This window comes from Flavobacterium degerlachei (assembly GCF_900106645.1).
In the GTDB taxonomy this organism is placed as follows: Bacteria; Bacteroidota; Bacteroidia; order Flavobacteriales; family Flavobacteriaceae; genus Flavobacterium; species Flavobacterium degerlachei.
In genome coordinates this window covers 64,369-90,868 of record NZ_FNMV01000016.1, presented here as the reverse complement: position 1 = coordinate 90,868, position 26,500 = coordinate 64,369, and the positions used below count along the sequence as shown (strand labels likewise).

General features: G+C 32.6%; 25 protein-coding genes and 1 other RNA gene. 13 read left to right on the top strand and 13 right to left on the bottom strand.

Translation table 11 applies throughout. The features are described from left to right. Positions 1–169: 169 nt before the first annotated feature. Together BLV91_RS14910 and BLV91_RS14905 are read right to left on the bottom strand one after the other, a co-directional pair. Complete coding sequence (locus tag BLV91_RS14910) at positions 170–469, bottom strand: SH3 domain-containing protein (RefSeq protein ID WP_091434713.1); 300 nt, start codon at positions 467–469, stop codon at positions 170–172. Positions 470–518: 49 nt separating this feature from the next. Beyond that, a complete protein-coding gene (locus tag BLV91_RS14905) occupies positions 519–821 on the bottom strand; it encodes a hypothetical protein (RefSeq protein WP_091434693.1) in 303 nt (100 codons plus the stop codon). Between the two features lie 118 nt (positions 822–939). Here BLV91_RS14905 and rnpB point away from each other — a divergent pair. Both rnpB and BLV91_RS14895 read left to right on the top strand, forming a co-directional pair. Next, positions 940–1,263: RNase P RNA component class A (gene rnpB / locus BLV91_RS14900), an RNA gene on the top strand. Positions 1,264–1,394: 131 nt separating this feature from the next. Beyond that, positions 1,395–2,330: a ketopantoate reductase family protein gene (locus tag BLV91_RS14895; protein ID WP_091434692.1), complete on the top strand. Its 936-nt coding sequence runs from the start codon at positions 1,395–1,397 to the stop codon at positions 2,328–2,330. A 95-nt stretch (positions 2,331–2,425) separates the two neighbouring features. Here the strand turns inward: BLV91_RS14895 and BLV91_RS14890 are convergent, their stop codons facing one another. Both BLV91_RS14890 and BLV91_RS14885 read right to left on the bottom strand, forming a co-directional pair. Beyond that, positions 2,426–3,019, bottom strand: a complete 594-nt coding sequence (locus tag BLV91_RS14890) for an RsmD family RNA methyltransferase (protein ID WP_091434690.1) — start codon at positions 3,017–3,019, stop codon at positions 2,426–2,428. After that, complete coding sequence (locus BLV91_RS14885) at positions 3,016–3,837, bottom strand: DUF3822 family protein (protein WP_091434711.1); 822 nt, start codon at positions 3,835–3,837, stop codon at positions 3,016–3,018. The genes BLV91_RS14890 and BLV91_RS14885 overlap by 4 nt, the downstream gene beginning before the upstream one ends. Positions 3,838–3,990: 153 nt before the next feature. Here BLV91_RS14885 and BLV91_RS14880 point away from each other — a divergent pair, with 153 nt between their 5' ends. The 5 genes from BLV91_RS14880 to BLV91_RS14860 all read left to right on the top strand — a co-directional run bounded on the left by BLV91_RS14880 (position 3,991) and on the right by BLV91_RS14860 (position 10,383). After that, positions 3,991–5,412, top strand: a complete 1,422-nt coding sequence (locus BLV91_RS14880; protein ID WP_091434688.1) for an ATP-dependent DNA helicase — start codon at positions 3,991–3,993, stop codon at positions 5,410–5,412. 206 nt (positions 5,413–5,618) lie between these two features. Further along, positions 5,619–6,710, top strand: coding sequence for an acyltransferase family protein (locus tag BLV91_RS14875; protein WP_091434686.1), 1,092 nt, complete (start codon positions 5,619–5,621; stop codon positions 6,708–6,710). Between the two features lie 83 nt (positions 6,711–6,793). Continuing rightward, a complete protein-coding gene (gene kdsB, locus BLV91_RS14870) occupies positions 6,794–7,519 on the top strand; it encodes a 3-deoxy-manno-octulosonate cytidylyltransferase (protein WP_091434685.1) in 726 nt (241 codons plus the stop codon). A gap of 145 nt (positions 7,520–7,664) precedes the next feature. Further along, positions 7,665–8,978, top strand: coding sequence for a M16 family metallopeptidase (locus BLV91_RS14865; protein WP_091434683.1), 1,314 nt, complete (start codon positions 7,665–7,667; stop codon positions 8,976–8,978). A 4-nt stretch (positions 8,979–8,982) separates the two neighbouring features. Beyond that, positions 8,983–10,383 (top strand): M16 family metallopeptidase, encoded by a 1,401-nt coding sequence (locus BLV91_RS14860; protein WP_091434681.1) that lies wholly within the window; start codon positions 8,983–8,985, stop codon positions 10,381–10,383. 98 nt (positions 10,384–10,481) lie between these two features. Here the strand turns inward: BLV91_RS14860 and BLV91_RS14855 are convergent, their stop codons facing one another. Both BLV91_RS14855 and BLV91_RS14850 read right to left on the bottom strand, forming a co-directional pair. Then, entirely contained in the window at positions 10,482–11,192 is a 711-nt protein-coding gene (locus BLV91_RS14855) for a potassium channel family protein (protein WP_091434679.1), read from the bottom strand. A 53-nt stretch (positions 11,193–11,245) separates the two neighbouring features. After that, entirely contained in the window at positions 11,246–11,911 is a 666-nt protein-coding gene (locus BLV91_RS14850) for a spermidine synthase (protein ID WP_091434677.1), read from the bottom strand. Positions 11,912–11,973: 62 nt separating this feature from the next. Between BLV91_RS14850 and BLV91_RS14845 the strand changes: the two genes are divergently transcribed. Next, the gene (locus BLV91_RS14845) at positions 11,974–12,525 is read left to right on the top strand and encodes a 1-acyl-sn-glycerol-3-phosphate acyltransferase (RefSeq protein WP_091434675.1); all 552 of its coding nucleotides are present in this window, start codon (positions 11,974–11,976) and stop codon (positions 12,523–12,525) included. Between the two features lie 36 nt (positions 12,526–12,561). On the opposite strand, the gene BLV91_RS14840 is transcribed toward BLV91_RS14845, so the two are convergent. Beyond that, the gene (locus BLV91_RS14840) at positions 12,562–13,038 is read right to left on the bottom strand and encodes a helix-turn-helix transcriptional regulator (RefSeq protein WP_091434673.1); all 477 of its coding nucleotides are present in this window, start codon (positions 13,036–13,038) and stop codon (positions 12,562–12,564) included. A 311-nt stretch (positions 13,039–13,349) separates the two neighbouring features. Between BLV91_RS14840 and BLV91_RS14835 the strand changes: the two genes are divergently transcribed. The 4 genes from BLV91_RS14835 to BLV91_RS14820 all read left to right on the top strand — a co-directional run bounded on the left by BLV91_RS14835 (position 13,350) and on the right by BLV91_RS14820 (position 18,273). Next, positions 13,350–14,504, top strand: coding sequence for a M14 family metallopeptidase (locus tag BLV91_RS14835; RefSeq protein ID WP_091434671.1), 1,155 nt, complete (start codon positions 13,350–13,352; stop codon positions 14,502–14,504). A gap of 77 nt (positions 14,505–14,581) precedes the next feature. Continuing rightward, entirely contained in the window at positions 14,582–15,061 is a 480-nt protein-coding gene (locus BLV91_RS14830; RefSeq protein WP_007139244.1) for an Lrp/AsnC family transcriptional regulator, read from the top strand. Between the two features lie 99 nt (positions 15,062–15,160). Further along, positions 15,161–17,746, top strand: a complete 2,586-nt coding sequence (locus BLV91_RS14825; protein WP_091434669.1) for a phosphoenolpyruvate carboxylase — start codon at positions 15,161–15,163, stop codon at positions 17,744–17,746. An 11-nt stretch (positions 17,747–17,757) separates the two neighbouring features. Beyond that, on the top strand, positions 17,758–18,273 hold the full coding sequence (locus BLV91_RS14820) for a DinB family protein (RefSeq protein ID WP_091434667.1): 516 nt from the start codon (positions 17,758–17,760) through the stop codon (positions 18,271–18,273). 1 nt (position 18,274) lies between these two features. Here the strand turns inward: BLV91_RS14820 and BLV91_RS14815 are convergent, their stop codons facing one another. The 6 genes from BLV91_RS14815 to aroB form a co-directional block, all read right to left on the bottom strand. Then, on the bottom strand, positions 18,275–18,751 hold the full coding sequence (locus BLV91_RS14815) for a DNA-deoxyinosine glycosylase (RefSeq protein WP_091434665.1): 477 nt from the start codon (positions 18,749–18,751) through the stop codon (positions 18,275–18,277). A gap of 9 nt (positions 18,752–18,760) precedes the next feature. Continuing rightward, on the bottom strand, positions 18,761–20,875 hold the full coding sequence (recQ, locus tag BLV91_RS14810; protein ID WP_091434663.1) for a DNA helicase RecQ: 2,115 nt from the start codon (positions 20,873–20,875) through the stop codon (positions 18,761–18,763). Between the two features lie 108 nt (positions 20,876–20,983). Further along, positions 20,984–21,388 (bottom strand): DNA primase, encoded by a 405-nt coding sequence (locus tag BLV91_RS14805; RefSeq protein WP_091434661.1) that lies wholly within the window; start codon positions 21,386–21,388, stop codon positions 20,984–20,986. Positions 21,389–21,397: 9 nt separating this feature from the next. Further along, positions 21,398–22,369: a deoxyhypusine synthase family protein gene (locus BLV91_RS14800; protein WP_091434660.1), complete on the bottom strand. Its 972-nt coding sequence runs from the start codon at positions 22,367–22,369 to the stop codon at positions 21,398–21,400. A gap of 88 nt (positions 22,370–22,457) precedes the next feature. Further along, on the bottom strand, positions 22,458–23,858 hold the full coding sequence (locus BLV91_RS14795; protein ID WP_091434658.1) for a type III PLP-dependent enzyme domain-containing protein: 1,401 nt from the start codon (positions 23,856–23,858) through the stop codon (positions 22,458–22,460). A 288-nt stretch (positions 23,859–24,146) separates the two neighbouring features. Continuing rightward, positions 24,147–25,214 (bottom strand): 3-dehydroquinate synthase, encoded by a 1,068-nt coding sequence (gene aroB, locus BLV91_RS14790; RefSeq protein ID WP_091434709.1) that lies wholly within the window; start codon positions 25,212–25,214, stop codon positions 24,147–24,149. Between the two features lie 92 nt (positions 25,215–25,306). Between aroB and BLV91_RS14785 the strand changes: the two genes are divergently transcribed. After that, a complete protein-coding gene (locus BLV91_RS14785) occupies positions 25,307–26,476 on the top strand; it encodes a proline dehydrogenase family protein (RefSeq protein ID WP_091434656.1) in 1,170 nt (389 codons plus the stop codon). Positions 26,477–26,500 lie beyond the last annotated feature (24 nt).

Below are 26,500 nucleotides of genomic sequence, written 5' to 3'. Positions count from 1 at the left end.
CGCTGGGAAATACAAAGTAATTTCCATAAAATCCTCCTTACTAATTATTCTGAAAGCATCATTAGATCAATATTGACTCTAATTTAAAATATAGCTTCTGGGGAAATAAAAATACGGTCTGGAATCTTATGGAATTTAACTATTGTGGTTTTTAGATAATAGATATTCTTTACTTTATCCTGTCTTTAATACTTATTTGGATTAGCGCTTGTGCAGCTTCAGAAACTGAATTTGCTGCAAAACCAGTAACAAAGACACCCTTTTTTCCGGATTTTGATTTAATACCAAAGACCATAGCCTCATCATCTGGATTAGAATCTCCTTCATAACGGTAAATATGAACAATTTCATATTTATCGGGATTTTTTGAGATATCTTCTTCGTGTAGGTTGAAATCATAGGTAAAACCTTTTTCATTCAAATCATCTAAGGCTTTCGAAACGGAGTCATAATGATATATGTTTTTCATATTTTTATATTTATTAGTTGTTGTTAATATGGATGTGAAAATTTTAAATTTAACATTGATTGCTACCTTCAATGCATATTTTATCTAAAACGCGAGCTGCTTCGCTATTTGTTTTAGCTGAAAAACCAGCAACAAAAACTCCTTTTTTACCTGAAGTTGATTTTATACCATAAACAATGGCTGAATCTCCAGGGTCAGAATTACCTTCATAACGATAGACGTGCTTTACTTGATGTATATGTGGATCATTTACAATTTCGTCTTCATGAATATTAAAATCATAGCTGAATCCCATTTCATTTAAGTTATCTAAGGCTTCAGAAACAGTCGAGTAATGGTATATAGGTCTCATGATTAGGAAGATTTAATTAATATTTAAAGATAACCATTTTATATTTAAGTATTTATAAAAGACATGTTAAAGTAAATTATGAAAACTTGACTTCGTTGATATAATATCGTAAATTCGCGGCACAGACCGCCTTATCGCCGTTTTGAGCAATCAAGAAGGAGGAAAGTCCGGACACCATAGAGAAGCATAGCGGGTAACACCCGTCGGTTTTGTTCGCAAGAATGAGATTAGGACTAGTGCAACAGAAAGTATGTACAGGTAATGCTGTAGTGAAACCAGGTAAACTCTATGCGGTGAAATATCAAGTATATCAGCATTTAAGGGCGTCTCGTCCGTTGTTGAAGGGTAGATAGTTGGAGCTCACGAGTAATTGTAAGCCTAGATAAATGATAAGGGTTCGCCTCGGCGGATACAGAATCCGGCTTATAGGTCTGTTTTTTTATTTTTATTCTAAGAATAAATAAAAGATTGTAAAATCTAAAAGGGAACCATTGAGAAATTAAGTTTCATTAAGTGATTATGCTTAATTTTCTAAATTTCTCAATGGTTTAATTTTTATTACAAATAGTAGTTATGAAAACAGGAATTGGGATTTTAGGATTAGGTGGTGTAGGTGGTTATTTTGGTGGACTTTTAGCCAAAGCGTATGCCGAATCGGACGAAATTGAAATCATCTTTATCGCTCGTGGAGAAACTCAAAAAGTGGTGTCAGAATCGGGTTTAAAAATCATTACTGATGAAACTGAAATAATTACATTTCCAACTATTGTTTCTAATGATCCTAAAGTTATAGGAAAACTGGATTATCTTATCTGTGCAACAAAAACGTATGATATTGAAGACAGTCTTCTTTCTCTAAATAAATGCATAAACAAAAACACGATTTTTCTACCTTTATATAATGGTGTTGACGCTCCAGAACGCATCAGCGAATTATTTCCTGATAATGAAGTATTACAAGGTTGTGTGTATATTGTTTCAATGATTGATTCTCCTGGAGTTATAAAGAAAGTGGGGCCATATGAAAAACTTTTTTTCGGATCTAGAACTGCCTCTATTTATAAATTGAATGCACTGCAATCTATTTTTCAAAAAGCGAATATTGACAGTAAGCTTGTGGAGGCTATTGAAGAAACGGTTTGGGAAAAATTCATATTTATTTCAGCATTGGCATCAGCCACTTCTTATTTAAATCAGAATATAGGAGAGATTCTCGAAAGTGCTTCTAGCCGAAAATTTTATGCTGATTTACTTAACGAAATCACCATGATTGCTGCAATAAAAGGATTGGAATTGCCTAATGATATTATTATGCAAACCATTCTGAAATTAGAGAAAATGCCTCATACAGCAACCTCGTCAATGCATCGTGATGTTTTAGCAGAACGAAAATTTGAGCTTGGTTCATTGACCGAATTTGTAGTCAATGAAGGGATAAAATACGAAATGGAAACCCCAACCTATCAATTGGTATTGGATAAATTATCGAAGCTTAATGAAGCGGTTTAATGTAGTATCCTATTCAAATTCCAGATTATAAACAAATAAAGAAGCCCTTGTTAGTTATAACAAGGGCTTTTCTATATAAAGTAAAATAGGAATAGTTATTCCTCTTCGTTATCACTTGCCATTAAATCACCGTCCAATTCTTCTTCACCTTTAGCTAACTCGAAGAAACTAAATATAGAACCGCCATAACTTTTCTTGAAAGAAAAATTAATCATGTGATCGAGTTTGGTATATTTAGAGTGTTCAATCACCATCATTCCATCCTCATTAAGTGTGTTTTTTTCAAATACAACTGAAACAATTTTTTCAAATGTGGCTTGGTCTAAAGCATAAGGAGGATCCGCAAAAATAATATCGAAAGTGGCATTGTTTCTTTCTAAAAATTTGAAAACATCACTTTTGGTAGCAGCAATATTAAAATCATATTCTGCAGCGACTTGTTTGATGAATTTCACACAGCCAAAATCACCATCTACAGAAGTAATAGGTGAACTACCTCTTGAGGCAAATTCGTAACTTATGTTCCCGGTTCCTGCGAATAAATCCAAAACTTTCAGTCCTTCAAAACTAAAATGGTTATTCAATACATTAAATAATGCCTCTTTAGACATATCGGTAGTAGGGCGAACGGGTAGTCCTTTTGGCGGAGAGATACGTCTCCCTTTAAATTTTCCTGAAATTATTCTCATGAGTTGAAAAGTATAAAATGTTTTCTGTTTTCGGCCTCAGAAAAATAATTATTCCATCGTAAGGCTTCAACGTCAATTAGTGAAACGTTACGGATGTATTTGTATGCTATTTTGTAAAATTCATTTTCAGAATCTATATCTCCTATCAATTCCAAAGCAAATTTCTCTGGATTCAAGTTTAATTGTTCTGCGGTAAACAAGACGTAATAAATGAAATCTTCAGGCGTCTCGTAATCAAAAGAGTTGAATAGTAACAATTTTTGATTTTGGATGACTATGATTTCAAAATGGCCTTGGCTAAAATGTACAATCATCTTTTTGTCATCATTGTTTTTTGAAGCATCCAAAAGGGTTGACAAAAGAACACTGTTTGCATGCTTATAATCAAAAGTGCCAAATTGGTCAATAAAGAAATTATTCATGTTGACATACGGAATGTAAACTGAATTGATCTCATAATTGCTGATTTCATCGAATGCAAAAAAATCAGTTTCAAAGACCTTAGTATTGTATTGTAAATAACTTCCCATAAAATTCTCATCAAAAAGAGGAGTAGGGACAAATGTAGATAGATTGTTATTGTGCAAAACGAGTACATCATCATAGTCCTCATTCAATTCTGGATAATCTCTAAAAGCATTCGAAAATAAATCTTCTATTTTTATTCCTTTATGAAAGCTGTCAAACCGCACTTCATTAAAGGAAGTGATTGTATTATTAAGTGTGTCAAAACAACAAAAAGAAAGTCCGGTCAAGGAAACTTGAATGGACAGTTTTTTATATTTCTTTTCGGTAATATTAGTATTTTGTGTAGACATATTCAGATTTGTAATCCATTCTTTCCATACAATCAAGAAAGGATTTAATGCGATGACAAACTTACAATTTTTTTTTATTCTAATGGTATTTAATGTGCTTCCCTCAATTTTGATTCCTATATTTGAAGTTCATTTTACAGTAACCATTCCACAATGAATTCCTCCTTGTTTTATAGCCTTTTACGCAAAAGTTTTCCTTTTAGTCCAACATACAATCAGGATATTTTTTTTCAGAAAATAGCTATTTTTTTGACAGAACCAGATAACGACACCATTTTTGTACTAAAAGGATACGCGGGAACCGGAAAAACAACGGTAATTTCTACCATTGTAAATAGCCTTTTAAGTATCAATAAAAAATATGTTTTACTTGCGCCAACGGGGCGTGCCGCCAAAGTAATTGCTAATTATTCAGAGAAACCCGCGTTTACCATTCATAAGAAAATCTATTTCCCTAAGAAATCCTCAGGTGGTGGCGTATCTTTTACCTTGCAGCAAAACAAACATAAGAACACCATATTTATTGTCGATGAAGCCTCGATGATATCAGATACTAATTCAGATTCTAAACTTTATGAAAGCAGTTCTTTGCTAGACGATTTGATTTCGTATGTCTACTCAGGAACTAATTGCAAGATGATTCTATTGGGAGATACTGCGCAGCTTCCACCAGTTAATTTAGATATCAGTCCGGCTTTAGACATTCAAACCTTGAGTTTGAATTACAATAAAGAAGTAGAACATATAGAACTGGACGAAGTAATGCGTCAGGAAGAAGATTCTGGGATTTTATACAATGCAACTGAACTTCGGGAATTGCTGAAGGATTCTTTCATAACCGATTTTCAATTTGATGTAAAAAAATTCAAAGATATTGTTCGACTAGTTGACGGTTACGATATACAGGATGCTATAAATTCTGCCTACAGTAATTATAGTATAGAAGACACTGCTTTTATCGTTCGTTCTAATAAAAGGGCGAATCAATATAATGAACAAATTAGAACTAAAATCCTCGATAAGGAAAGCGAACTCTCGACGGGTGATTTTTTGATGGTAGTCAAGAATAATTATTTTTGGTTGAAAGAAACGGATGAAGCTGGTTTTATTGCCAATGGTGATATTATCGAAATCCTTGAAATATTTAATATCAAAGAACTGTATGGTTTTAAGTTTGCCAAAGTAAAAATACGAATGGTCGATTATCCAAAACAGATTCCGTTTGAAACCGTTTTGTTATTGGATACGATAAAAAGTGAATCTCCTTCTTTAACTTATGAAGAATCGAATCGTTTGTATCAGGAAGTACTGAAGGACTATGAAGGGGAAACCAAATACAAGCAATTCCAGAAAGTGAAAGCCAATGAATATTTTAATGGCTTGCAAGTAAAATTCTCCTATGCGATCACTTGTCATAAATCGCAAGGTGGACAATGGAACACCGTTTTTATTGAACAACCGTATTTACCAAATGGAATTGATAGAGATTATATCCGTTGGCTGTATACCGCGATGACCCGAGCCAAGAATAAATTATATTTGATTGGGTTTAAGGATGACAATTTTCTGGAGTAATTGTTGTCATAACTTAATAGTAAACTATGTCATAAGTGTGTTTTTCAATCAGTCTTCCGTTTAAAAATCGTTCTCTTATAATAATATTTCCCTTTTTATCATACGTGTTTTTAAAGTACAGTATTGATAAGTATTATGAGAATCATTAAATAAAATAAATCCTATATTTGGACTGTTAAAAACGAAACTAATTTTGTTATACAGAAATGATTAAGCCTCTTACTTCGCTACGATTCTTTTTTGCATTTATTATATTTACCCATCACTTAACTTTCTTGGGTAAAAGTAAGACAGCTTATTTGAGATGGTTTCATGAAAATATCCTAAAAGAAGGGTTTATTGGTGTGAGTTTTTTTTTTATTTTAAGTGGGTTTATCTTAGCTTATAATTATCGTGACTCCATTTTAAACAAAAGCATTTCAAAATCTGATTTTTACATTGCTAGAATCGCAAGAATCTACCCCGTTCATTTGTTATGTTTACTGATTGCCGTTCCAATAACACTTAAAGACGTTTCCTTTAATTTATCAACATGGCTGACTCAGTTATTTTTTAATGCCACTTTAACCCAAAGTTTTATACCAATAAAGTATATCTATTTTTCATTCAATTCTCCCTCATGGAGTATTTCAAATGAGTTATTCTTTTATTTGTTATTTCCTTTTTTAATAATTTTAGGATCAAAAGTAAAAGACAATAGGTATAAAAAAGGATTATTAACTATGTCATTATTGTTAATTCCTATTCTTATGCTAATCATACCAACAAATTATTATAAAGATCTCTTTTACGTAAATCCTTTTTTTAGAGTCTTTGATTTTATCATAGGACTTATATTATTTGAAATCTATTTAAAAATTAAAATTCAACAAGGAACAATCAATTATGATTTACTCGAAGTTGGGGCTATTTTATTACTATTGCTTTTCTTTATTTTTCATACGGATGTTCCATTAGTTGTAAGATATTCAATTTATTACTGGCTACCAATGAGCTTATTAATATTGATTTTTTCTTTTCAAAAGGGAGTCATATCTAATTTTTTATCAAATAAGACATTGCTACTCCTTGGAGAAATAAGTTTCGGTTTTTATATGTTTCATCAGCTTGTACTAAAGTATTTTTTAATTCTTAATGAACTTTATTTACATATTAGAAATGAATACTATATTATAGCTATCATTTTAGCAGTTGCCTTGATTGTTAGTTATATTAGTTTTATTTGGTTTGAAAAACCATTAAACAAATATTTCAAAACGATTTTAAAACAAAAAATTGGCGGTCAGAAGTCAGCATAAATAAAAAAGATAGTACATAAAAAATTAATAGCTATCTTATATCTTTATAATAAAGGAATAATTCAGCACTCTAAAATACAATAATGAAAATAATAGCCGTCATTCCCGCCCGTTACGCTTCCACACGATTTCCAGCAAAACTAATGCAGGATTTGGGAGGTAAAACAGTGATTTTAAGAACTTATGAAGCCGCCATGAGCACGAAGTTGTTTGACGATGTTTTTGTGGTTACGGATTCTGATCTAATATATGATGAGATTGTTTCGAATGGAGGAAAGGCTATTCGTAGTATTAAGGAACATGAATCGGGCAGTGACCGAATTGCAGAAGCAATTGAAAATCTGGATGTGGATATTGTAGTGAATGTGCAAGGAGACGAACCTTTTATCAATGAGGAACCTTTGGCAAAATTAATCGAGACATTTAGAAAAGATTCGGCCAAACAAGTAGATTTAGCTTCGTTAATGAGAGAAATAAAAGACGAAGACGAAATCAACAATCCTAATAATGTAAAAGTTGTAACGGATCAAAACGGATTTGCATTGTATTTCTCTCGTTCGGTGATTCCGTATGCAAGAGAGAAAAACGTGGGAGTGCGCTATATGCAGCACATTGGGATTTATGCTTTTCGCAAACAAGCTTTGTCTGATTTTTACAGTTTGCCAATGAAATCATTGGAAGCATCCGAAAAATTAGAGCAATTACGCTATTTGGAATTTGGAAGACGAATTAAAATGATTGAAACGACTCATGTCGGAATTGGAATAGATACTCCAGAGGATCTAGAAAAGGCGAGGGCTATGATTTAATACTGCTTATTCTTTACTGTTTTTAGGTTGTTTTTTTTGAGAGACTAAAATGTTAGAAATATACTTTTAACGGAAGCTTATTGTTATAATATTTAAAATAGTCAATTATATTTATTAGTTTTATCGGTAACTAATTTATTTATCGATGAAAAAAATAATGTTCCATCTTTTTCTTTTGCTACCCTTAATGGGACAAGCACAAATGAAAGCGGATGATGTAAAAACGTTTACTTTAACAAACGGAATGAAGTTTCTGGTAGTGGAAGACTTTTCTATCCCAAATGCGAATATGTATTTGTTCTACAAGGTAGGAAGCCGAAACGAGTATCAAGGGATCACAGGTCTTTCCCATTTTTTTGAACACATGATGTTTAATGGTGCAAAAAAGTACGGGCCAAAACTTTTTGATCGCACAATGGAGTTTAATGGAGGGGCAAATAATGCCTATACGACTGAAAATGGAACAGTTTACACTAACTGGTTTCCAGCCTCAGCCACAGAAGTTATATTTGATCTTGAAGGCGATAGGATTTCTAGTTTGAGTATAGACTCTACCATGGTAGAAAGTGAAAGAGGCGTTGTGTTAAGCGAGCGTCGTACAGGTCTTGAAAACTCCCCTTGGCGACTTTTATCGCAGTCTGTACAAGCAACCGCTTTTCAAGAACATCCTTATCATTGGCCCGTTATCGGTTATGAAGATGACATGAAAAACTGGACACAGCAAGACCTAGAACGCTATTTTAAAACATATTATGCACCTAACAACTGTGTAGTTGTAGTTTCTGGCGCAATAAAAATGGAAAAAGTCAAAGAGTTTGCGAAGAAGTATCTTGAACCAATTCCTGCTCAAGTAGCTCCACCTAAAGTTCATATTGTTGAACCAGCTCAAACTGGCGAACGTAGAATTACAGTAAAAAAAGAAGTGGCAACTCCTTATCTTATGATAGGCTACCACACACCTGAGTCTAAAAGCGAGGATTATTATGCTTTGAATATTCTTAGTTCAGTATTATCAAGTGGTAATTCATCACGTTTGTATGCTTCATTAGTGGACCAAAAGCAATTAGCTACACAGGTATTTACTGATTTTGGAGATAGTTTTGACCCTAGTCTTTTTAATGTATACGCTGTTGCTAATAAAGATATAAAAGAATCTGATTTAGAGGAGGCTATTTATGCGGAGATTGAAAGAATCAAAAAAGAAGGAATTAGTGATCAGGAACTTCAGAAAATAAAAAATCAGAAATTAATGGAATTCTACGAGCAAGTAGAAACTATTAACGGAAAATCAAATAATATAGGTACTTACGAAGTGTTTTTTGGCGACTACCGAAAAATGTTCAATGCTCCGGCTAATTACAACAAAATTACAACTGCGGAAGTGCAGAAAGTGGCCAATAAGTATTTTACGAAAAGTAATAGAACTGTAGGTATTTTAAAAACAAATGTAGACGAATAAAATTATGGAAGGAATCAAGCACAAACTAATGATATTCAGCCTACTGCTGATTAGTGGTATTACCGTTTCGGCCCAAAGCTTTAAATTACCTGATTACACTAGCTTTAAATTAGCCAATGGTCTGACCATCTATTTAATGGAACAACATGACGTGCCTGTCATTAGTGTTTCGGCTATATTGCCTGCCGGAGCAATTTATGATTATGATAGGGCAGGAGTAGCATCACTTACGGCTACCGCACTTAAACATGGTACTAAAAGTTTCACTAAGGAAAAAATTGACGAAGAATTAGATTTCATTGGTGCCAATGTGGATACTTATGCATCTAAGGAATTTTCAGGTCTTTCGTCTAAATTTGCCGCTAAAGATAGAGATAAAGTATTGGCAATTATCAAAGAGTTGCTACTTAATCCAGCTTTTGATGCAGCAGAGTTCGAGAAAGAAAAGAGCCGACTTTTGGTTCAATTAGAGCAGCAAAAAGAAAGTCCAAGATCAGTTATAGGGCCCTATTTTGATACCCTTTTATACGGGAATCATGCCTATGGAAATGTAATTAATGGTAACAAAGCTACCGTTGGAAAATTAACTGTAAATGATTTGAAGGATTTCTATAAAACAAACTATAAGCCTAATGGTGCTGCAATCACTGTTGTAGGAGATTTTGTTAGCAATGATATGAAGATAGCATTAAGCAAATTATTCTCTGGTTGGGAAAAATCAGTTGCTGAAAAAGAAAACCCTGCATCGAATTCAATTAATGTGCCTACAGAAAACAAAGTACTTTTAGTAAATAAAGGAGATGCAAAAGAGACTACATTTTATATTGGATCAGCTGGAATAAGTAGAAATAATCCTGATTATGTAGCGATTGAAGTTGTCAATACACTTTTTGGAGGACGCTTTACTTCAATGTTAAATGATGAGCTTAGAGTAAATTCAGGTTTAACGTATGGTGCTAACAGTAGGTTTAATTCTTTAAAAAATGGAGGTTCATTTGTAATCAGCACTTTTACCGCAGTTAAAACCACTGAAGCCGCTATTGATAAGGCATTAGAAGTTCTTAATAAATTGCACACTAATGGCCTTGACGAAAAGTCGTTGAGTTCAGCAAAGAATTATGTAAAAGGACAATTTCCTCCTCGTTATGAAACCACAGGACAATTATCCAATTTGTTGTCACAAATGTTTTGGTATAATTTTGACAAATCATTTATCGATAATTTCGAGAAAAATGTTGATGGCCTTGACTTGGCGAAAGCCAATCAAATAATAGCTAAATATTTCCCTAAGGATAAGCTGCAATTTGTATTAGTAGGTAAGTCAGAAGACATAAAGAAAATAGCTGAAAAATATGGTAAAGTATCAGAAGTCCAAATAGACGATGATATTAAAAAAAGAAACTAATTACTAAAAGTTAATAGCAAAAAAAGAGAGGAGTGATCCTCTCTTTTTTTTGTTTATATTTTTCCATAGGTATTTATAGATGGAATAAATAATAGGGTTTATTCCTTATTGTCCTGGTCAAAATAGCCTTTGGATTTTATTTTGGTAGAGAAAAAATTCAAAAATAATACCACGTAAAGCAAAACAAATAAAGCTTGCATGCTTACTAAAAATCTTCCAAAAGTTTTTACGGGATAGAAATCACCAAATCCAATTGTTGATGAAGTAGTTGTACTAAAATAAATGGCATCAAACCAATGTGTAAAAGGTTTGTTTAAATAATTATCACAACTGTACAGTACAGCAAAAGCAAATACCATTTCGATATAATTAAAGAATAATAAAAGCATCGATCTTTTATAAGAGCGTGGTTTTGAAAATAAATCGGATGCAAAAATTAAGGTGGGAATGTATAAAACAGTTTCTAACATCACATAAACCATTATTACAAGAATAAAATGGTTGTTTTGCCACTGGTTAATCAGAATTAGTAAAGGCAGCGCCACTTTTAGCAGGACATATATATCTAAAGCTAAATCTTCATATTCAGGTCCTTTTTTTGCAGAGAAGTATTTAATATAAATTCCAGGAAAAAATAATAGTGAAGAAGATAGAAATAAACGAACAATCTTTTCAATTCCATTATCATCCTGATGGTCATTATTCCATATTGATTTTATGTTTTGAATCCGCTTTTGAATAGGATTGAATTTGGGGGAATCTACCTTTGTGATATTTCCTAGCAGAAGCTTACTTATAATTTTTTTCATCTGTTCAATATAATTTTAAAACTATTTATCGGTTATCTAAAAGGTAGATCCATTTAATGGATTTTTTCAATCACTATCAATTCATTATGTCTTTCTACCCGTGGAATGGACTTGACATTGTAATCCACATTGTTGAATTCAGTAATGTATTTTAAATTTCTGGCATTTTGCTTTTCATTTAAAAGCATGGTATTAAAGAGGACAACCCCTTTGCTTCGCAATAGAAAACAAACCTGATCAGTAAAAAAAGTTTCGTATAAAAAATTAGGCATCGTTGTGTCCTGAAAAACATCAATAATGATTAAATCATATTTTTCCTTGGTTTTTAAAACAAATTCAAAGGCATCATCAATTATGATGTCAAGTTGTTTTATTTCATCCAAATTAAAATATTGATTTGCAATTTTTATAATATTTGGATCGATTTCCACTCCAGTTATTTTTCCTTCAAATTTAATTTCGTCAACTAATGTTTTTATAACGCTTCCACCAGCTACTCCCAAAACCAAAATATGATTCATAGCTACTATTTTTTTAAAGCCAATAGTTTTTAAACCTAGTCGCAGAATTCGTTGCAAACTACCATAAGAATAGTTTGTGTTTTCAGAATCCATAACTAATTCTCCATTTGTCCAAGTCACTTCAATCGCTTTACTTACTTCTGATTTAACAGTGTGAATTTTAATGGGAATAAAATAACTCAATATTTTTTCTATCATCAATAGCAGTTTTTATCAAAAATAAGTTTTAAATTATATATTTGGCCTTAAATTGCCAAACAATGAAGAAACAAATTTACAAATGGATATTTTTTAACCTCATGGGTTGGAAGATTGTTGGGACTATCGATGCGGACATTAAGAAATGCGTCATGATGGTTATGCCTCACACAAGTGCGCATGATTTTTATCTAGGAATATTCACAAGAGGCATCACAGGTTTAGAAATGAATTTTGTCGCTAAAAAGGAATTGTTTGTTTTTCCAATTGGTTATTATTTTAAATACATGGGGGGTGAACCATTAGACCGATCTGGTGGAATGAACAAAGTAGACGTGATTGCAGAAATATTTAATAGAAGAGAAATTTTTCGTTTGGCAGTTCTTCCGGAAGGTACCCGAAAAAAAGTGGGAGAAATAAAAACGGGATTCTATTATATCGCCTTAAAAGCAAATGTTCCTATAATTCCTGTTGCATTTGATTTTGGTAAAAAAGAAGTTAATTTAGGAAGGCCCTTAATGCCCTCTGGAGATATAGAAAAAGAAATGCCTATTTTAATGGAACATTTTACAGGAGTAAAAGGTAAGGTTCCTGAAAAAGGATTTCAATTTTAATTTTTATTGTAAAAAGTTCTAAAATTACCCAAGAGACTAGTTCGGTTTAAATTCTTTAAAGGTTCCATCTTTATAAAAAAACACAATTTTTTCCACTTCCTCGGAAACAGCTCTGCCTGCAACATTTTGAATTTCCTCTTTTTTAGGACTTACTTTGTTTTGCTGATTAGTATCATTTTCTTTTGAAAATAAATTTTGAGTAGGTAAAGGTTCGCTGATAGCATCAGAAGTAGAGGGTGTGATTTCTTTGTGCTGTTTTTCTTCCTGCATCTGAATGGTCTCATTATTTTTAGGAAAACTACCCTTACCATTCAGAATCCAATACAAATCTACATCTGGAAATACATCTAAAATTTTAAGAATAAAATCTAAGCTTGGTTTGTTTCTCCCAGAAAGGAGATGGGACAAACTGGATCGCTGTACCCCAATTTTATCGGCAAATGCAGAAGCGTTGAGACTGTAATAATCTAGTATTACTTCGAGACGTTTAATGAATTCTTCTGTGTTTACCATTGTAAATTGTAATTAGAGACAAGCTATTTACAAATGTAACTAAAATAGTCATTAACACCAAAATTACAACTGTAAATAGTGATTTATATACAAAATTAAGTAAAGTAAAAGATTAGTTATTCGGTTGTAAATGACTGGTAAACAGCCATTAAAATAGATAATTAAAAACAGATAACAATTGTCAAATAAGCCAGTGGAATAGATGCTTATAATCAGGGTGATGTTGGTTACATTTCTAATTAATGCTTAATTACACTTGTTTACAATTGTAAAAATAAAGTTGTTTACTTTTGTAAATCAAATAATACAACATGGATTTAGAACAATTATTCATCTATAATAAAGAGAAATCTATCTCAGGTAGGTATCTAACTTTAGAATCGATTGAGCCTTTATTAGAGAAAATGAATACCAATAATCAGCTTGCGGTAATTGGCAAATCGGTGCTTGGAAAACCGATTTATAAATATCAAATTGGAAATGGGAAGACTAAAATATTGCTTTGGTCTCAGATGCATGGAAATGAAAGTACAACTACAAAAGGCTTGTTTGATTTCTTAAACCTATTAAATGGGAATACGGAATTTGCAAAGGAGTTGCTTGCTAATTTTACTTTTTACTGTATTCCAATGTTAAATCCTGACGGAGCAAAACGCTACACACGTATTAATGCTAATGAAGTCGATTTAAACAGAGACTCTCAAGATCTTACACAGCCGGAAAGTAAGGTACTGAGAGGTTCTTTCGAGTCTTTTAAACCGGATTACTGCTACAATCTACATGACCAGCGTACTATTTTTGGTGTCGCAAGCACAGGGAAACCTGCTACAATGTCTTTTCTCGCTCCTTCTTATAATGAAGAAAGAGAGGTTAATGAGTGTCGATTGAAAGCTATAAATCTTATTGCTGGTATTAATACTGTTTTGCAGCAGTATATCCCTAATCAAATTGGGCGTTTTGATGATTCTTTTAATATAAATTGTATTGGTGATACATTTCAATCACTTGGCGCTACAACTTTATTATTTGAAGCGGGACATTTTCCAAATGATTATGAAAGAGAAGAAACAAGAAAATATGTATTTATGGCCTTAGTTTCTAGTTTTGCGATACTTAGCGAAAACGATATAGTTGACAATAGAATTGACAATTACTTGAGTATTCCTCAAAATAAAGTCGCTTTTTATGATTTTATATACAAAAATGTCAGATTAAATTATGATGGTGTTGAAAAAATCACGAATTTTGCTGCACAATACAAAGAAGAATTAATTGAAAATGAAATATTTTTTAATGCTTATATTGTAGAAATTGGAGAATTGGAAGGCTATTACGGTCATTTTGAGTATGATGCAAAAGAAGCAGTGTATAAAGATGAGTTTGGCAGCTTTCCGAAATTAAATCAAAAAGCCGATTTTTATTTAGAAAATAGTATTAAAATTGTTAACGGATTGATAAAAAATTAAATTTTTATGTCATTTTGTCGTTTTTATGTATATTTTTATACTTTGTTATAGCCATTAATAATGTTAATTAAAGAAATATGAGTAAGTTCCGTTTAGATGAAGTAGATCACCAGATTTTAGATATGTTGATAGACAATACAAGAGTTCCGTTTACGGATATTGCAAAAAAATTATTAATTTCTGCAGGAACTGTTCATGTTAGAGTTAAAAAAATGGAAGATGCCGGTATTATAATGGGTTCTTCTTTAGTACTTGATTATGATAAATTAGGTTATTCTTTTATTGCTTACGTAGGGGTTTTTCTTAATAACACTTCTCAAACCAAGTTTGTTTTACAACGTATCAATGAGATTCCGTTTGTAACAGTGGCTTCTGTGACAACAGGTAAGTTTAATATCTTTTGCAAAATTAGAGCGAAGGATACTAAGCATGCTAAGGATGTAATTTTTATGATTGATGATATTGATGGTGTATATAGAACTGAAACTATGATTTCTCTTGAAGAAAGCATTAACGATAAAAAGCGTTTAATGCACACGATCTTTAAAAACATGTAATAAACTTGAACGCTATATTTTAATATAACCTCAAGTTAGTTCTTGGGGTTATTTTTTTATAACTATTTTCCGCTAAACCAAACCAACTATAACAAAATTATGTATACACTACCCAAAATAGAACGTTTTAACGAAAACGTGCTCTCTAAATATAATATATACAATAGTGTTTTTATCACTTTGCCCTTTCAGTCCATAGATAATACAGGAGCTTTACTCCCTTTATTTACAGATGTTTGTGAAATTGGCTTCAAAAAACAAGAAACACCAAAAGAAATCATAGAGTCCTTCTCTAAAAAGTACTTGCACAGCGATGTTGAAGCTGATAAAATTGATTTAATGTTTCGTTTTATACAATATATTGAGCGTCAGATTGTTTTGTTTGACGCAGTTGAAGATGCTGCTTTTCCTATTGTAAATAATATGGAGGGTAGAGGGTCTTTAAGGGATATTAAGGAAAAAGCAGATGCAAAAGGGAAGAGAGAAGAGCTTATTGGATTTCTTGAAGATTTTAACATTAGAACTGTACTAACAGCTCATCCTACGCAATTTTACCCCGGTTCTGTATTAGGTATTATCAATGATTTGACTGATGCGATCAGAGATAATAACTTACTTGATATTAAGGAACTTTTAGCGCAATTAGGAAAAACTCCTTTTATAAAACAAGAAAAGCCTAATCCATTTGATGAAGCGGTTAGTTTGATTTGGTATCTCGAAAATGTATTTTATAGTACTTCGGGAGATATGGTGCATTATCTTCAGAAAAATGTTTTTCATGGCAATTCAATTCAAAATTCATTGATTAAACTTGGTTTTTGGCCAGGAGGAGACCGCGATGGAAATCCATTTGTAACAACAGAAATAACTTTGAATGTGGCGGAACGTTTAAGAACGTCTATTTTAAAGTGTTATTATATAGAAGTAAGAGGTTTGAAAAGAAAGCTAACGTTCTCAGGAGTTGATGTTTTAGTGTCTGAACTTGAATATAAGCTTTATCGTTCTGTTTTTTATTCGAAAGGTGAAATATACATCACTTTAGATGAGCTGAAAGCGCAATTAAATAAGATTAAAACTATAATAATTGACCAGCATCAATCGCTTTATTTAGACGAATTAGAAGCGCTTCTTATTAAAGTCAATTTGTTCGGCTTTCATTTTGCTACCTTAGATATACGTCAGAATAGTAGAATACACGATGCTGTTTTTAAAGATGTATATGAGTATTATGTAAATTCAGATACAGCCGTTTTTCCTAAAAATTATTATGAATTAACGGAAGACGAGAAATTTGAAGTCTTGTCTAATGTAAAAGGAAATCTTGATTCAGCTGATTTTGAAAATGAAATAACAAAATCAACTATTGAATCTATTCAGGCTATCAAAGTTATTCAAGAAAATAACGGAGAACTTGGAGCTAATCGCTATATCATAAGCAATAACGAAAGTGCTCTTAATGTAATGGAAACTTTTGCTATGATCCGCTTAAGTGATTGGGAAACTCCTACAGTTGATGTAGTTCCTTTATTCGAATCAGTTGATGATTTGATGAATGCGCACAATATCATGGAACAGTTGTATACGAATCCAATGTATGCTGATCATTTGGTTAATAGAGAAATGAAGCAGACTATAATGCTAGGTTTTTCTGATGGTACAAAAGACGGAGGTTATTTAATGGCTAACTGGAGTATTTACAAAGCCAAAGAGGAGCTTACTGCAATTTCTAGGAAATACGGGGTTAAAGTGATCTTTTTTGATGGTCGTGGTGGGCCACCGGCACGTGGAGGAGGAAAAACACATAAGTTTTATGCTTCATTAGGACCAACTATTGAGAATAAAGAGATTCAGATTACTGTTCAGGGACAAACTATCAGTTCTAATTTTGGAACTTTGGATTCCTGTCGTTATAATTTAGAGAATTTATTAAGTGCAGGGGTCACAAACCAGGTGTTTAGTAAAAATAAAAACGAATTATCTGCCGAAGAGAAAGCGGTAATGGGGCAATTAGCTGATTTTGGATACGAAAAGTATTTAAGCTTTAAGAACCACCCCAAATTCATTCCATATTTGGAACAAATGAGTACTTTAAAATATTATGCTAAAACCAACATAGGAAGCCGACCTTCTAAAAGAAGTAAGTCGGCAGAATTAGACTTTAAGGACTTAAGAGCAATTCCTTTTGTGGGTTCTTGGAGTCAATTAAAGCAAAATGTTCCCGGATTTTTTGGAGTAGGTACCGCACTGAAACATTTTGAAGATATGGGTCAGTGGGATAGAGTTCAGGATTTATATGACAATTCTTTATTCTTTAAAACACTGTTGGAAAATAGTATGATGTCTTTAGCGAAATCTTTCTTTCCTCTAACTGCATACATGAAAAAGGATCCCGAGTTTGGTGCTTTTTGGCAAATAATTTATGATGAATTCTTAGAATCTAAGAGATTGTTGTTGAAAATAGCAGGTCATACAGAACTGATGGAAAATTATCCTGATGGTAAAGCATCTATTCAAATAAGAGAGCGTATTGTATTGCCATTGTTAACAATACAACAATATGCTTTATTAAGAATAAATGAATTAAATAAAGAAAACGTTCCTAACGAAGAGTTAATTAAAGTATACGAAAAAATAGTAATGCGTTCTCTTTTTGGAAATACAAACGCAAGTAGAAATTCAGCATAAACAACATAAAGATGAAATCAAACCAATTGCCTGTTACTGAATATGCTCCATTTTATAAGGCTTATATTCAAGCTTTAGAGGATGTAGAATTGATAGAGGAGTTAGAGATTTGTGTACACGAATTCATCAAATTCGTACAGAACATTCCCATGGATAAATTTGATTACCGTTATGCGGAAGGCAAATGGACTATAAAGGAAATTATTCAACACCTTATTGATGCGGAACGCGTTTTTAGTTATCGTGCAATGCGTATTTCTAGAAATGATATGACGCCATTAGCTGGTTTTGAAGAAAACCATTATGTTGACAATACAAATGCCAATGCGCGAAGTCTTCAGGAATTATTGACAGAAATGGCAGTTGTAAGACAATCTACTTTGTCCTTGTTTAAAAGTTTTTCAGCTGAACAACTAAATATTATAGGAACAGCTTCTGATAGCCCAGTTTCTGTACGTGCAATTGGCTTTATCCTTATTGGACACCAAAAGCATCACCAGAGGATTTATCAGGAAAGATATTTGTAAATTATAGAAAGCAGCTTGACCAGATTTTAAGCTTATTTTCAAAAGACATTGTATTTGCAGGACTTGTAGAAGGCATCACGTAATAAGTGATGCCTTCTTTTTGTCCAAATTTTTTTAAAAAGTACTTGTGACTTTCTTTTCCATTAAAGATTATTTTGTTAATTGAAGGATATTTTTGAAATAAGGTATCAAAATCATTTTCAGTTTGTTTTTTTATGTGAATATCTAAACTTCCTTTTCTTTCACAGTTTTGTAAAACGTCCCAAAGTCCAATTCGGTTAAGTTCTAAAAATTTTATTTTTTCATTAAAATCCTCTGAAATAGGCATGTTGTTAAACAACGTATAGATAATTTTCCAAAAGTGATTTCTCGGATGTGCATAGTATTCTTGTTTCTCAAGAGAAGCAATACCTGGCATGGTTCCTAGAATTAGTGTTTCAGTATTTGAACTTACAAAAGGAGTAAAGGAGCTTATCATAGTACTTGTTTAAGTTGGTCTATTTTCTTTTTCTATAATTGCTAAACCTAATCTTATTTTGTCATACCCTATATTTTCTTCAAGAAAGTCAAAATACGGCTTTAGGGTGGTTGGCTTTTTTAGTTTTATATGGGCTTTATGTATGAGTTCTACTTCATGCTTGGAAACAAATTGATGCAAATCGATTCTTTCACCATCAGAATATAATTTGGCTAAATGAGACATTATTGTTCCTAGGCCTAATTTTCTTTTTAATGCTATTTCATTCACGGATATTCCGCTTTGGAATAGAAGTAGTGTTTCCTTGTAGGTGCCTGCTTCTTTTTTAGGTTTTACTGTTTTATTCTTGTGAAATTCGATAATGGCATTTATAAAAGCATCTCCATACTTTTCCAGTTTTGCCTTCCCAACACCATCAATGGCAATCAATTCGGAATCGCTCATTGGTCTTTTAGTTTCCATTTGGCGCAAAGCCGCATCACTAAAAATCACATAGGCTGGAACACTTTCCTCTTTGGAAATTTCGTATCGTAGTTTTCTTAATTTTTCGAAAAGTGAGTTGGCTGTAGATTTGCTTTTAGCCTCTTTTACATCTGTTTTTTCAACGATATTTTTTTGAACTGTTGTAAGTTGGACTTTATCTCCTTCAAATAATACTTCACGCGCAAGTGTGGTGAGTCTTATTTTGTTTTGCTGATGGAATGCAATTTCGCAATACCCTTGATTTATCAGCTGGATAATGTATTGATTCCAGTCGTACCAAGATATATCAGCACCAACGGCATATGTTTTTAGATTTTGATATTCTTTTTCGAAAATATAAGCGTTCTTGGATCCTCTTAAGAAATCAACGATTACGGGTAATGGTTCTAATTCCTTCAAACGCATAATAGCCGATAATGCTTTTTGGGCAATTATAGTTCCGTCAAAAAATGCTGGTGGATTTTTGCAAATGTCACAATTCCCACAATTTTCGGTAACTAATTCTCCAAAATAAGATAGTAGGATTTTCCTGCGACAACTCAAAGCATCAGCATATTGCTTCATTCGTTCTAGTTTTGCTAACTGTACTTCGGCATTTAAACCTTGTGAAGCAAATTTTTGCAATTGGATTACATCTCCATAACTTTCAAACAATATGGTTTCTGATGGTAATCCATCACGGCCTGCACGTCCAATTTCTTGATAATAACCCTCAATGTTTTTTGGTAAGTTATAGTGAATTACCCAGCGCACATTTGATTTATCGATCCCCATTCCAAAAGCTATAGTGGCGCAAACCACTTGGCAATCATCATTGATGAAATCATCTTGTGTTTTAGAGCGCACGGCACTATCTAAACCTGCATGATACGCTTTAGCATTGACGCCTGCTTTCTGAAGTTTCTCTGCAAGCTCCTCGGTAGTCTTTCTACTTAAGCAATATACAATTCCAGATTCGCGTGGTTTAGCACTAATAAAATCAACGATTTGCTTTACTCTATCGAGCGCTGGACGAACTTCTAAACTTAAGTTTTTTCTGTCGAAAGAAGAGATAAATGACCTTGGGTCCTTTAAGTTTAATTGTTTGCTAATGTCCTTACGTGTAGCTTTATCAGCGGTGGCAGTTAAAGCTAAAATTGGAGTAGAAGGGAAGCGTTTTTTTAGATAACCTAGATTAGTATAAGCAGGACGGAAATCATGCCCCCATGAAGAAATACAATGTGCTTCGTCAATTGCAATAAGACTTATGGTTATTTGGCTAAAAGCATTTTCTAAATAGGATAAACTTTCTGGAGCAACATAAACAAGTTTAATTTTATTGTCTATTAGATTCTGAATATGCGATTGCTGTTCTGCATCTGTTTGAGAGCTATTAATAAAACAGGCTTGGATTCCATTTGCTTTCAAACTGTCAACTTGATCTTTCATCAAGGCAATCAATGGTGAAATAACAATCGTTATTCCTGGAAATAATAATGCTGGTAGCTGAAAGCAAATTGATTTACCTCCACCAGTAGGCATAATAGCTAAAGTATCTTGACCAGATAAAATTGCATTGATTACCTGCTCTTGATTTATTCTGAATTTTTCAAAACCAAAATTTTCCTTAAGCGTTTCATGTAATTTTTGAGATGTAATCATAAGGAATTTTTGGAGCATTATGGCAACGCTATTTTGAATATTTTAGAGCCCTATTAAAAAAAGGAACCCGTTTGTGAGTTCCTTTTTTTATTATTTAATCATATAAATTTAATCTTCATCATCGTCTTCTCCCTCGTCAGAATAATCAGAGGTATCAGAATCTTCATCATCCTCATCAACATCAGGTTTGTCATGATTGTCATCGTCATCATCATCGTCGTCATCCATGTCGTCGTCAGTCATACCAAGAGCTTTCATTGGCATGATTGGCTCTATAACGTCATCAATTTCTTCGTCTTCATCATAATTTTCAATTCTATCAGCTAGTTTCATACTTACTTTTACTAAGTAAATAGTGTCCTCAGTACGTACTTCAACCGCTTCAATTAATTCGTTTTTTGCATTTCTAAAACGCACAATGTTCGAATCGTCATAACCATCAGGAAACTTTTCAACCAAAAGGTTTAAAATTTCATTGGTAAGTTTTGCATAATCAACAATTACTCTTTTCATAAGGATATTCTATAAATCTAATATATAAGCAAAAATTAGAGGTGCCACAATTGTAGCATCTGACTCAATAATAAACTTAGGAGTTTTAATATCTAACTTACCCCAAGTAATTTTTTCATTTGGCACTGCTCCAGAATAAGAACCGTAACTAGTAGTTGAATCTGAAATTTGACAGAAATAGCTCCAAAAAGGTGTTTCTGGCATTTCCATATCTTGGTATAACATTGGAACCACGCAAATTGGGAAATCTCCTGCGATACCACCACCAATTTGGAAAAATCCAACTCCATTAGCAGAATTTTTAGGATACCAATCTGCTAAAAATGTCATGTATTCTATTCCAGATTTCATTGTAGAGACTTTTAAATCTCCTTTAATGACATAGGAAGCAAAAATATTTCCCATAGTACTATCTTCCCATCCTGGACAGATAATTGGTAAGTTTTTTTCTGCTGCAGCATACATCCAGCTGTCTTTCAAATCAATTTCGTAATATTCTTCTAAAACGCCTGATAAAAGCATTTTGTACATAAATTCATGCGGTAAAAAACGTTCTCCTTTATCATCTGCATCTTTCCAAATTTTGTAAATGTGCTTTTGCAAACGACGGAATGCTTCATGCTCAGGAATACAAGTATCTGTTACTCGATTTAATCCTCTTTCCAATAAATCCCATTCTTGTTCTGGAGTCAAGTCACGGTAGTTTGGTACTCTTTCGTAATGTGAATGAGCTACCAAGTTCATGATATCTTCTTCTAAATTTGCACCAGTACAAGATATAATTTGCACTTTGTCTTGACGAATCATTTCTGCAAAAATCTTTCCAATTTCGGCAGTACTCATTGCTCCCGCAAGAGTTACCATCATTTTAGCTCCATTAGCAAGCTGTTCTTCATAGCCTTTTGCTGCATCTACTAAAGCCGCAGAATTGAAATGCAAATAATGCTTTTCTATAAACTGACTTATAGGTCCTTTACTCATTTTATTTGGTTTAAAGATTTAAAAATCAATTAATTGAATAGATTCAAATATAATGAATTTTTAAGTTGACTAATTGTGTGTTTAATATTTATTTTTGATTGTAACCTAAAATTTTTAATACATCTTCAGAAGTTTGTTGTTCTGAAAAGACTTCGGTAGCAATTATTCCATTCTCATCTCGATCAATCAAAATGTGTTTGGGTTGTGGAATTAAGCAGTGGTGTAAACCTCCATATCCGCCTATTGTTTCCTGATATGCACCCGTATTGAAAAATCCAATATACAATGGTTTTTCCTTGTTGTATTTTGGTAAATAAATGGCGTTCATATTTTGCTCAGAGTTGTAGTAGTCATCACTGTCACAGGTCAAACCACCAAGTAATACTCTCTCGTAGGTTTCGTTCCAACGATTTATTGCCAACATGATAAAACGTTTGTTGATTGCCCAAGTATCTGGTAGAGTAGTAATGAATGATGAGTCAATCATATTCCACTTTTCCCTGTCATTTTGTTGTTTTTGATACAAAATTTGATAGATGGCTCCGCCACTTTCACCTACTGTGAACGAACCAAACTCAGTAAAAATATTAGGAACTTCTACTTCAGCTTCGTCACAAGCAATCTTTATTTGATTGATAATTTCATCAATCATATATTGGTAATCATATTCAAAGGCCAATGAATTCTTGATTGGGAATCCACCACCAATATTTAAACCATCTAATGTTGGACACTCTTTCTTAAGCGCTATGTATACTTTTATACATTTCACTAATTCATTCCAATAGTAAGCAGTATCATTGATACCAGTATTGATGAAAAAGTGCAACATTTTCAGCTCCAACTTATCGTTTTCCTGAATCTGTTTTTTGTAAAAACTAACAATGTTTTTGTACCCGATTCCTAGTCTAGAAGTATAGAACTCAAATTTTGGTTCTTCTTCTGCAGCAATACGAATACCAATTTTAAATTTCCCTTTGATTTCAGCTTGAAGTAAATCTAGTTCTTCATAGTTGTCAATAATTGGAATGGTATTTTTATGTCCGTTATTGATTAAGCGGGCAATGTTTTCAATGTATTGATCTCTTTTGAATCCATTACAAATTACAAACGTACTTTTATTGATTTTACCATTAGCCATTAAATTTTCAACAATGTTGATATCAAAAGCAGATGAAGTTTCAACATGAATATTGTTCTTGAACGCTTCGTTCATAATAAATTCAAAGTGAGAACTTTTAGTACAGTAACAGTAATAGTATTTCGCCTCATATTTGTTTTTTTCCATTGATTTACGAAACCAGCTTTTGGCTTTGTTAATATTATTGGAAATTTGAGGTAAGTAGGTAAACTTTAAAGGAGTACCATATTGTTCTACCAATTTCATTAAATCAATATTATGAAACTGAAGGTTGTCTTTATTTAATTTAAATTCCTCTTGTGGAAAATAGTATGTTTGATTTATTAAGTCTGTATATTTAGTATTCATTTAGCTTTTAGTGTTTTATATTAATTAAATTGAAATAAAATAAGCTAAAATTCAAACCCTAATATTTGCATATATTATCTGTAGCTTTTCGTGATCCACTTTTAGATATTGAGATAAGTCAAAACTGAAGTTCTCCTTAATTGAATAGAAACGTTTCAAGATCCTCTTTAAAGATCTATTGTTTCTATTCTCATGCGAGCTGTAATTTCTTTGGTTTCGACTGTTTTTCATTGGGGCAAATGTAAAAAATAATTTATACGTAATCCAATCCTTTTGGCTAAAAAATAATTATGATTTATAATCATTAAATGCTCTAAGAATTAATTCATTTTCAACAGATTGATTTATTTTGATTTGACCAATGCCTTCTATCAAGGCAAACTGAATTGTTCCATACTCATTTTTTTTGTCATGGATTAGCAATTCTAAGATTGGTTGAATGTCGTTATCTAAAATTGTGACATCTTCAAAGATAGACTTTATTGTGGTCTTAATAAGGTTGTATTCATCAGCGTTTATTAGTTTTTTGTCTAATGAAATGTAACTTTCTAAAATCATCCCCACAGCAATCGCCTCACCATGTAATAATGTAGTCTTATTTTCATTTTCTAAAAAGTAACTTTCAATGGCATGCCCTAATGTATGGCCAAAGTTCAATGATTTTCGAATGTGTTTTTCTGTAGGGTCTTGCGAAACGATCTCATTTTTTATAACTACAGATCTATGAATAAGTTCATCTAAATCAACAAAGTCGATGGCTTTAAGATCCAGAAATTGTTCCCAATATACCTTGTCATATATTAAGCCGTGTTTTAGCATTTCTGCCAATCCAGAGCGCATTTCGTTTTGTGGTAGCGTCTCAAGGTATTCAGTATCAATCAGTACCATGGTTGGAGTATTAATAACTCCAATTTGGTTTTTTAAATTACCTAAATCGACACCGTTTTTTCCTCCTACAGAAGCATCTACCATGGAAAGTAGGGTAGTAGGAATATGAATAAAATCAACTCCGCGTTTGAAAGTAGAAGATACAAAGCCGCCTAAATCAGTAACAACTCCACCTCCAAGATTGATTATTAAAGTCTTCCTGTCAGCGCCAAGCTCGGTTAAAACATTCCAAATTTGGACGCATGTTTCAATGTTTTTATTCTCTTCTCCATTTTCAAATTCGATTATTTCAATGGTCAAATCGGTTTCTATAAAGGGTAGAAATTTGGGCAAACAAAACTCATTTGTATTGCTGTCTACTATAATAAATAAATTAGAATACTTATTTTCTTTTAAATGAAGGTTTAGGGCTTCATATCCTTTTTCATTAAAATGAATCGGATAATTACTGGCTTGTATTGATTGCATCATTGTAGATTAATTGAATGCGCAAAATAAGGTAATTTTTGCTAAATAATATTGAAAAGTCTCTCTATATTTGTCCAAAAATATCACAATAGATGGAAAAATTATTCAATAATACACAAGTTGCCTTTTCATTAAAAAGCGATACAGAACTTGATAGAGCTTATTTTCTTTTTAAAATGATTGCAAACCAACCCTTAGTAAGAATTGGAGCAGCAGTTACTAATTTTGCATTGAATGTAAATCTACCTGTTGAAGGTTTAATTCGTGCCACCGTTTTTGACCATTTTTGTGGAGGTGTAAATGAAGATGATTGTCTTTCTGTTGTTGATAAAATGTATACCAAAGGGGTTTCATCTGTATTGGATTATTCAGTTGAAGGAAAAGAAGAAGAAGATCAATTTGATGCTGCTTTGAGAATGACTTTAAAAACAATTGATTTTGCCAAAGAACGTCAGGCAATTCCATTTGCAGTTTTTAAACCTACAGGTCTTGGCCGTTTTGAATTGTATCAAAAAGTAGGAGAGAAACAAGCGCTAAGTCCAAAGGAACAAGCCGAATGGGATAGAGTAGTAGCTCGTTTTGATTTAGTGTGTAGCGAAGGACATAAAAAAGATGTGGGCTTACTAATCGATGCTGAGGAAAGCTGGATGCAAGATGCAGCTGATGAAGTAGTGACTGAAATGATGCGTAAATACAATAAAGAAAAGACTATTGTTTACAACACCCTTCAAATGTACCGTTGGGATAGGTTAGATTATTTAAGAAATTTACACACGCAAGCTAAAAACGAAGGTTTTTTTATAGGAATAAAAATAGTTCGCGGAGCTTACATGGAAAAGGAGAATGTACGTGCTGAGGAAAAAGGATATCCGTCACCAATTTGCTCTACAAAAGAAGCTACGGATATTAATTATGATGCTGCAGTTAGCTATATGGTAGATCATTTAGACAGTATGTCAATTTTTGCGGGAACGCATAATGAAGAAAGCACTTATTTCTTGATGAACTTGATGAAAGAAAGAGGAATCAAAACAAATGATAGCAGAATTTGGTTTGGTCAATTATACGGAATGAGTGACAATATTAGTTACAACTTAGCAGAACAAGGTTATAATGTTGCTAAATATTTACCTTTTGGTCCTGTAAAAGATGTTATGCCTTACTTAATACGTCGTGCCGAAGAAAACACCTCAGTAGCTGGGCAAACCAGCAGAGAATTATCTTTGATAAAAGCAGAAAGAAAAAGAAGAAAAGGAAAATAGAATAGATTAAGTATTTTTTAGAAA

Excerpts from the sequence above, each read along its gene's own strand:
- BLV91_RS14910 (WP_091434713.1), bottom strand. The coding sequence starts at position 469 with ATGAAAAACATATATCATTATGACTCCGTTTCGAAAGCCTTAGATGAT.
- BLV91_RS14905 (WP_091434693.1), bottom strand. The coding sequence starts at position 821 with ATGAGACCTATATACCATTACTCGACTGTTTCTGAAGCCTTAGATAAC.
- BLV91_RS14895 (WP_091434692.1), top strand. The coding sequence starts at position 1,395 with ATGAAAACAGGAATTGGGATTTTAGGATTAGGTGGTGTAGGTGGTTAT.
- BLV91_RS14890 (WP_091434690.1), bottom strand. The coding sequence starts at position 3,019 with ATGAGAATAATTTCAGGAAAATTTAAAGGGAGACGTATCTCTCCGCCA.
- BLV91_RS14885 (WP_091434711.1), bottom strand. The coding sequence starts at position 3,837 with ATGTCTACACAAAATACTAATATTACCGAAAAGAAATATAAAAAACTG.
- BLV91_RS14880 (WP_091434688.1), top strand. The coding sequence starts at position 3,991 with ATGAATTCCTCCTTGTTTTATAGCCTTTTACGCAAAAGTTTTCCTTTT.
- BLV91_RS14875 (WP_091434686.1), top strand. The coding sequence starts at position 5,619 with ATGATTAAGCCTCTTACTTCGCTACGATTCTTTTTTGCATTTATTATA.
- kdsB (WP_091434685.1), top strand. The coding sequence starts at position 6,794 with ATGAAAATAATAGCCGTCATTCCCGCCCGTTACGCTTCCACACGATTT.
- BLV91_RS14865 (WP_091434683.1), top strand. The coding sequence starts at position 7,665 with ATGAAAAAAATAATGTTCCATCTTTTTCTTTTGCTACCCTTAATGGGA.
- BLV91_RS14860 (WP_091434681.1), top strand. The coding sequence starts at position 8,983 with ATGGAAGGAATCAAGCACAAACTAATGATATTCAGCCTACTGCTGATT.
- BLV91_RS14855 (WP_091434679.1), bottom strand. The coding sequence starts at position 11,192 with ATGAAAAAAATTATAAGTAAGCTTCTGCTAGGAAATATCACAAAGGTA.
- BLV91_RS14850 (WP_091434677.1), bottom strand. The coding sequence starts at position 11,911 with ATGATAGAAAAAATATTGAGTTATTTTATTCCCATTAAAATTCACACT.
- BLV91_RS14845 (WP_091434675.1), top strand. The coding sequence starts at position 11,974 with ATGAAGAAACAAATTTACAAATGGATATTTTTTAACCTCATGGGTTGG.
- BLV91_RS14840 (WP_091434673.1), bottom strand. The coding sequence starts at position 13,038 with ATGGTAAACACAGAAGAATTCATTAAACGTCTCGAAGTAATACTAGAT.
- BLV91_RS14835 (WP_091434671.1), top strand. The coding sequence starts at position 13,350 with ATGGATTTAGAACAATTATTCATCTATAATAAAGAGAAATCTATCTCA.
- BLV91_RS14830 (WP_007139244.1), top strand. The coding sequence starts at position 14,582 with ATGAGTAAGTTCCGTTTAGATGAAGTAGATCACCAGATTTTAGATATG.
- BLV91_RS14825 (WP_091434669.1), top strand. The coding sequence starts at position 15,161 with ATGTATACACTACCCAAAATAGAACGTTTTAACGAAAACGTGCTCTCT.
- BLV91_RS14820 (WP_091434667.1), top strand. The coding sequence starts at position 17,758 with ATGAAATCAAACCAATTGCCTGTTACTGAATATGCTCCATTTTATAAG.
- BLV91_RS14815 (WP_091434665.1), bottom strand. The coding sequence starts at position 18,751 with ATGATAAGCTCCTTTACTCCTTTTGTAAGTTCAAATACTGAAACACTA.
- recQ (WP_091434663.1), bottom strand. The coding sequence starts at position 20,875 with ATGATTACATCTCAAAAATTACATGAAACGCTTAAGGAAAATTTTGGT.
- BLV91_RS14805 (WP_091434661.1), bottom strand. The coding sequence starts at position 21,388 with ATGAAAAGAGTAATTGTTGATTATGCAAAACTTACCAATGAAATTTTA.
- BLV91_RS14800 (WP_091434660.1), bottom strand. The coding sequence starts at position 22,369 with ATGAGTAAAGGACCTATAAGTCAGTTTATAGAAAAGCATTATTTGCAT.
- BLV91_RS14795 (WP_091434658.1), bottom strand. The coding sequence starts at position 23,858 with ATGAATACTAAATATACAGACTTAATAAATCAAACATACTATTTTCCA.
- aroB (WP_091434709.1), bottom strand. The coding sequence starts at position 25,214 with ATGCAATCAATACAAGCCAGTAATTATCCGATTCATTTTAATGAAAAA.
- BLV91_RS14785 (WP_091434656.1), top strand. The coding sequence starts at position 25,307 with ATGGAAAAATTATTCAATAATACACAAGTTGCCTTTTCATTAAAAAGC.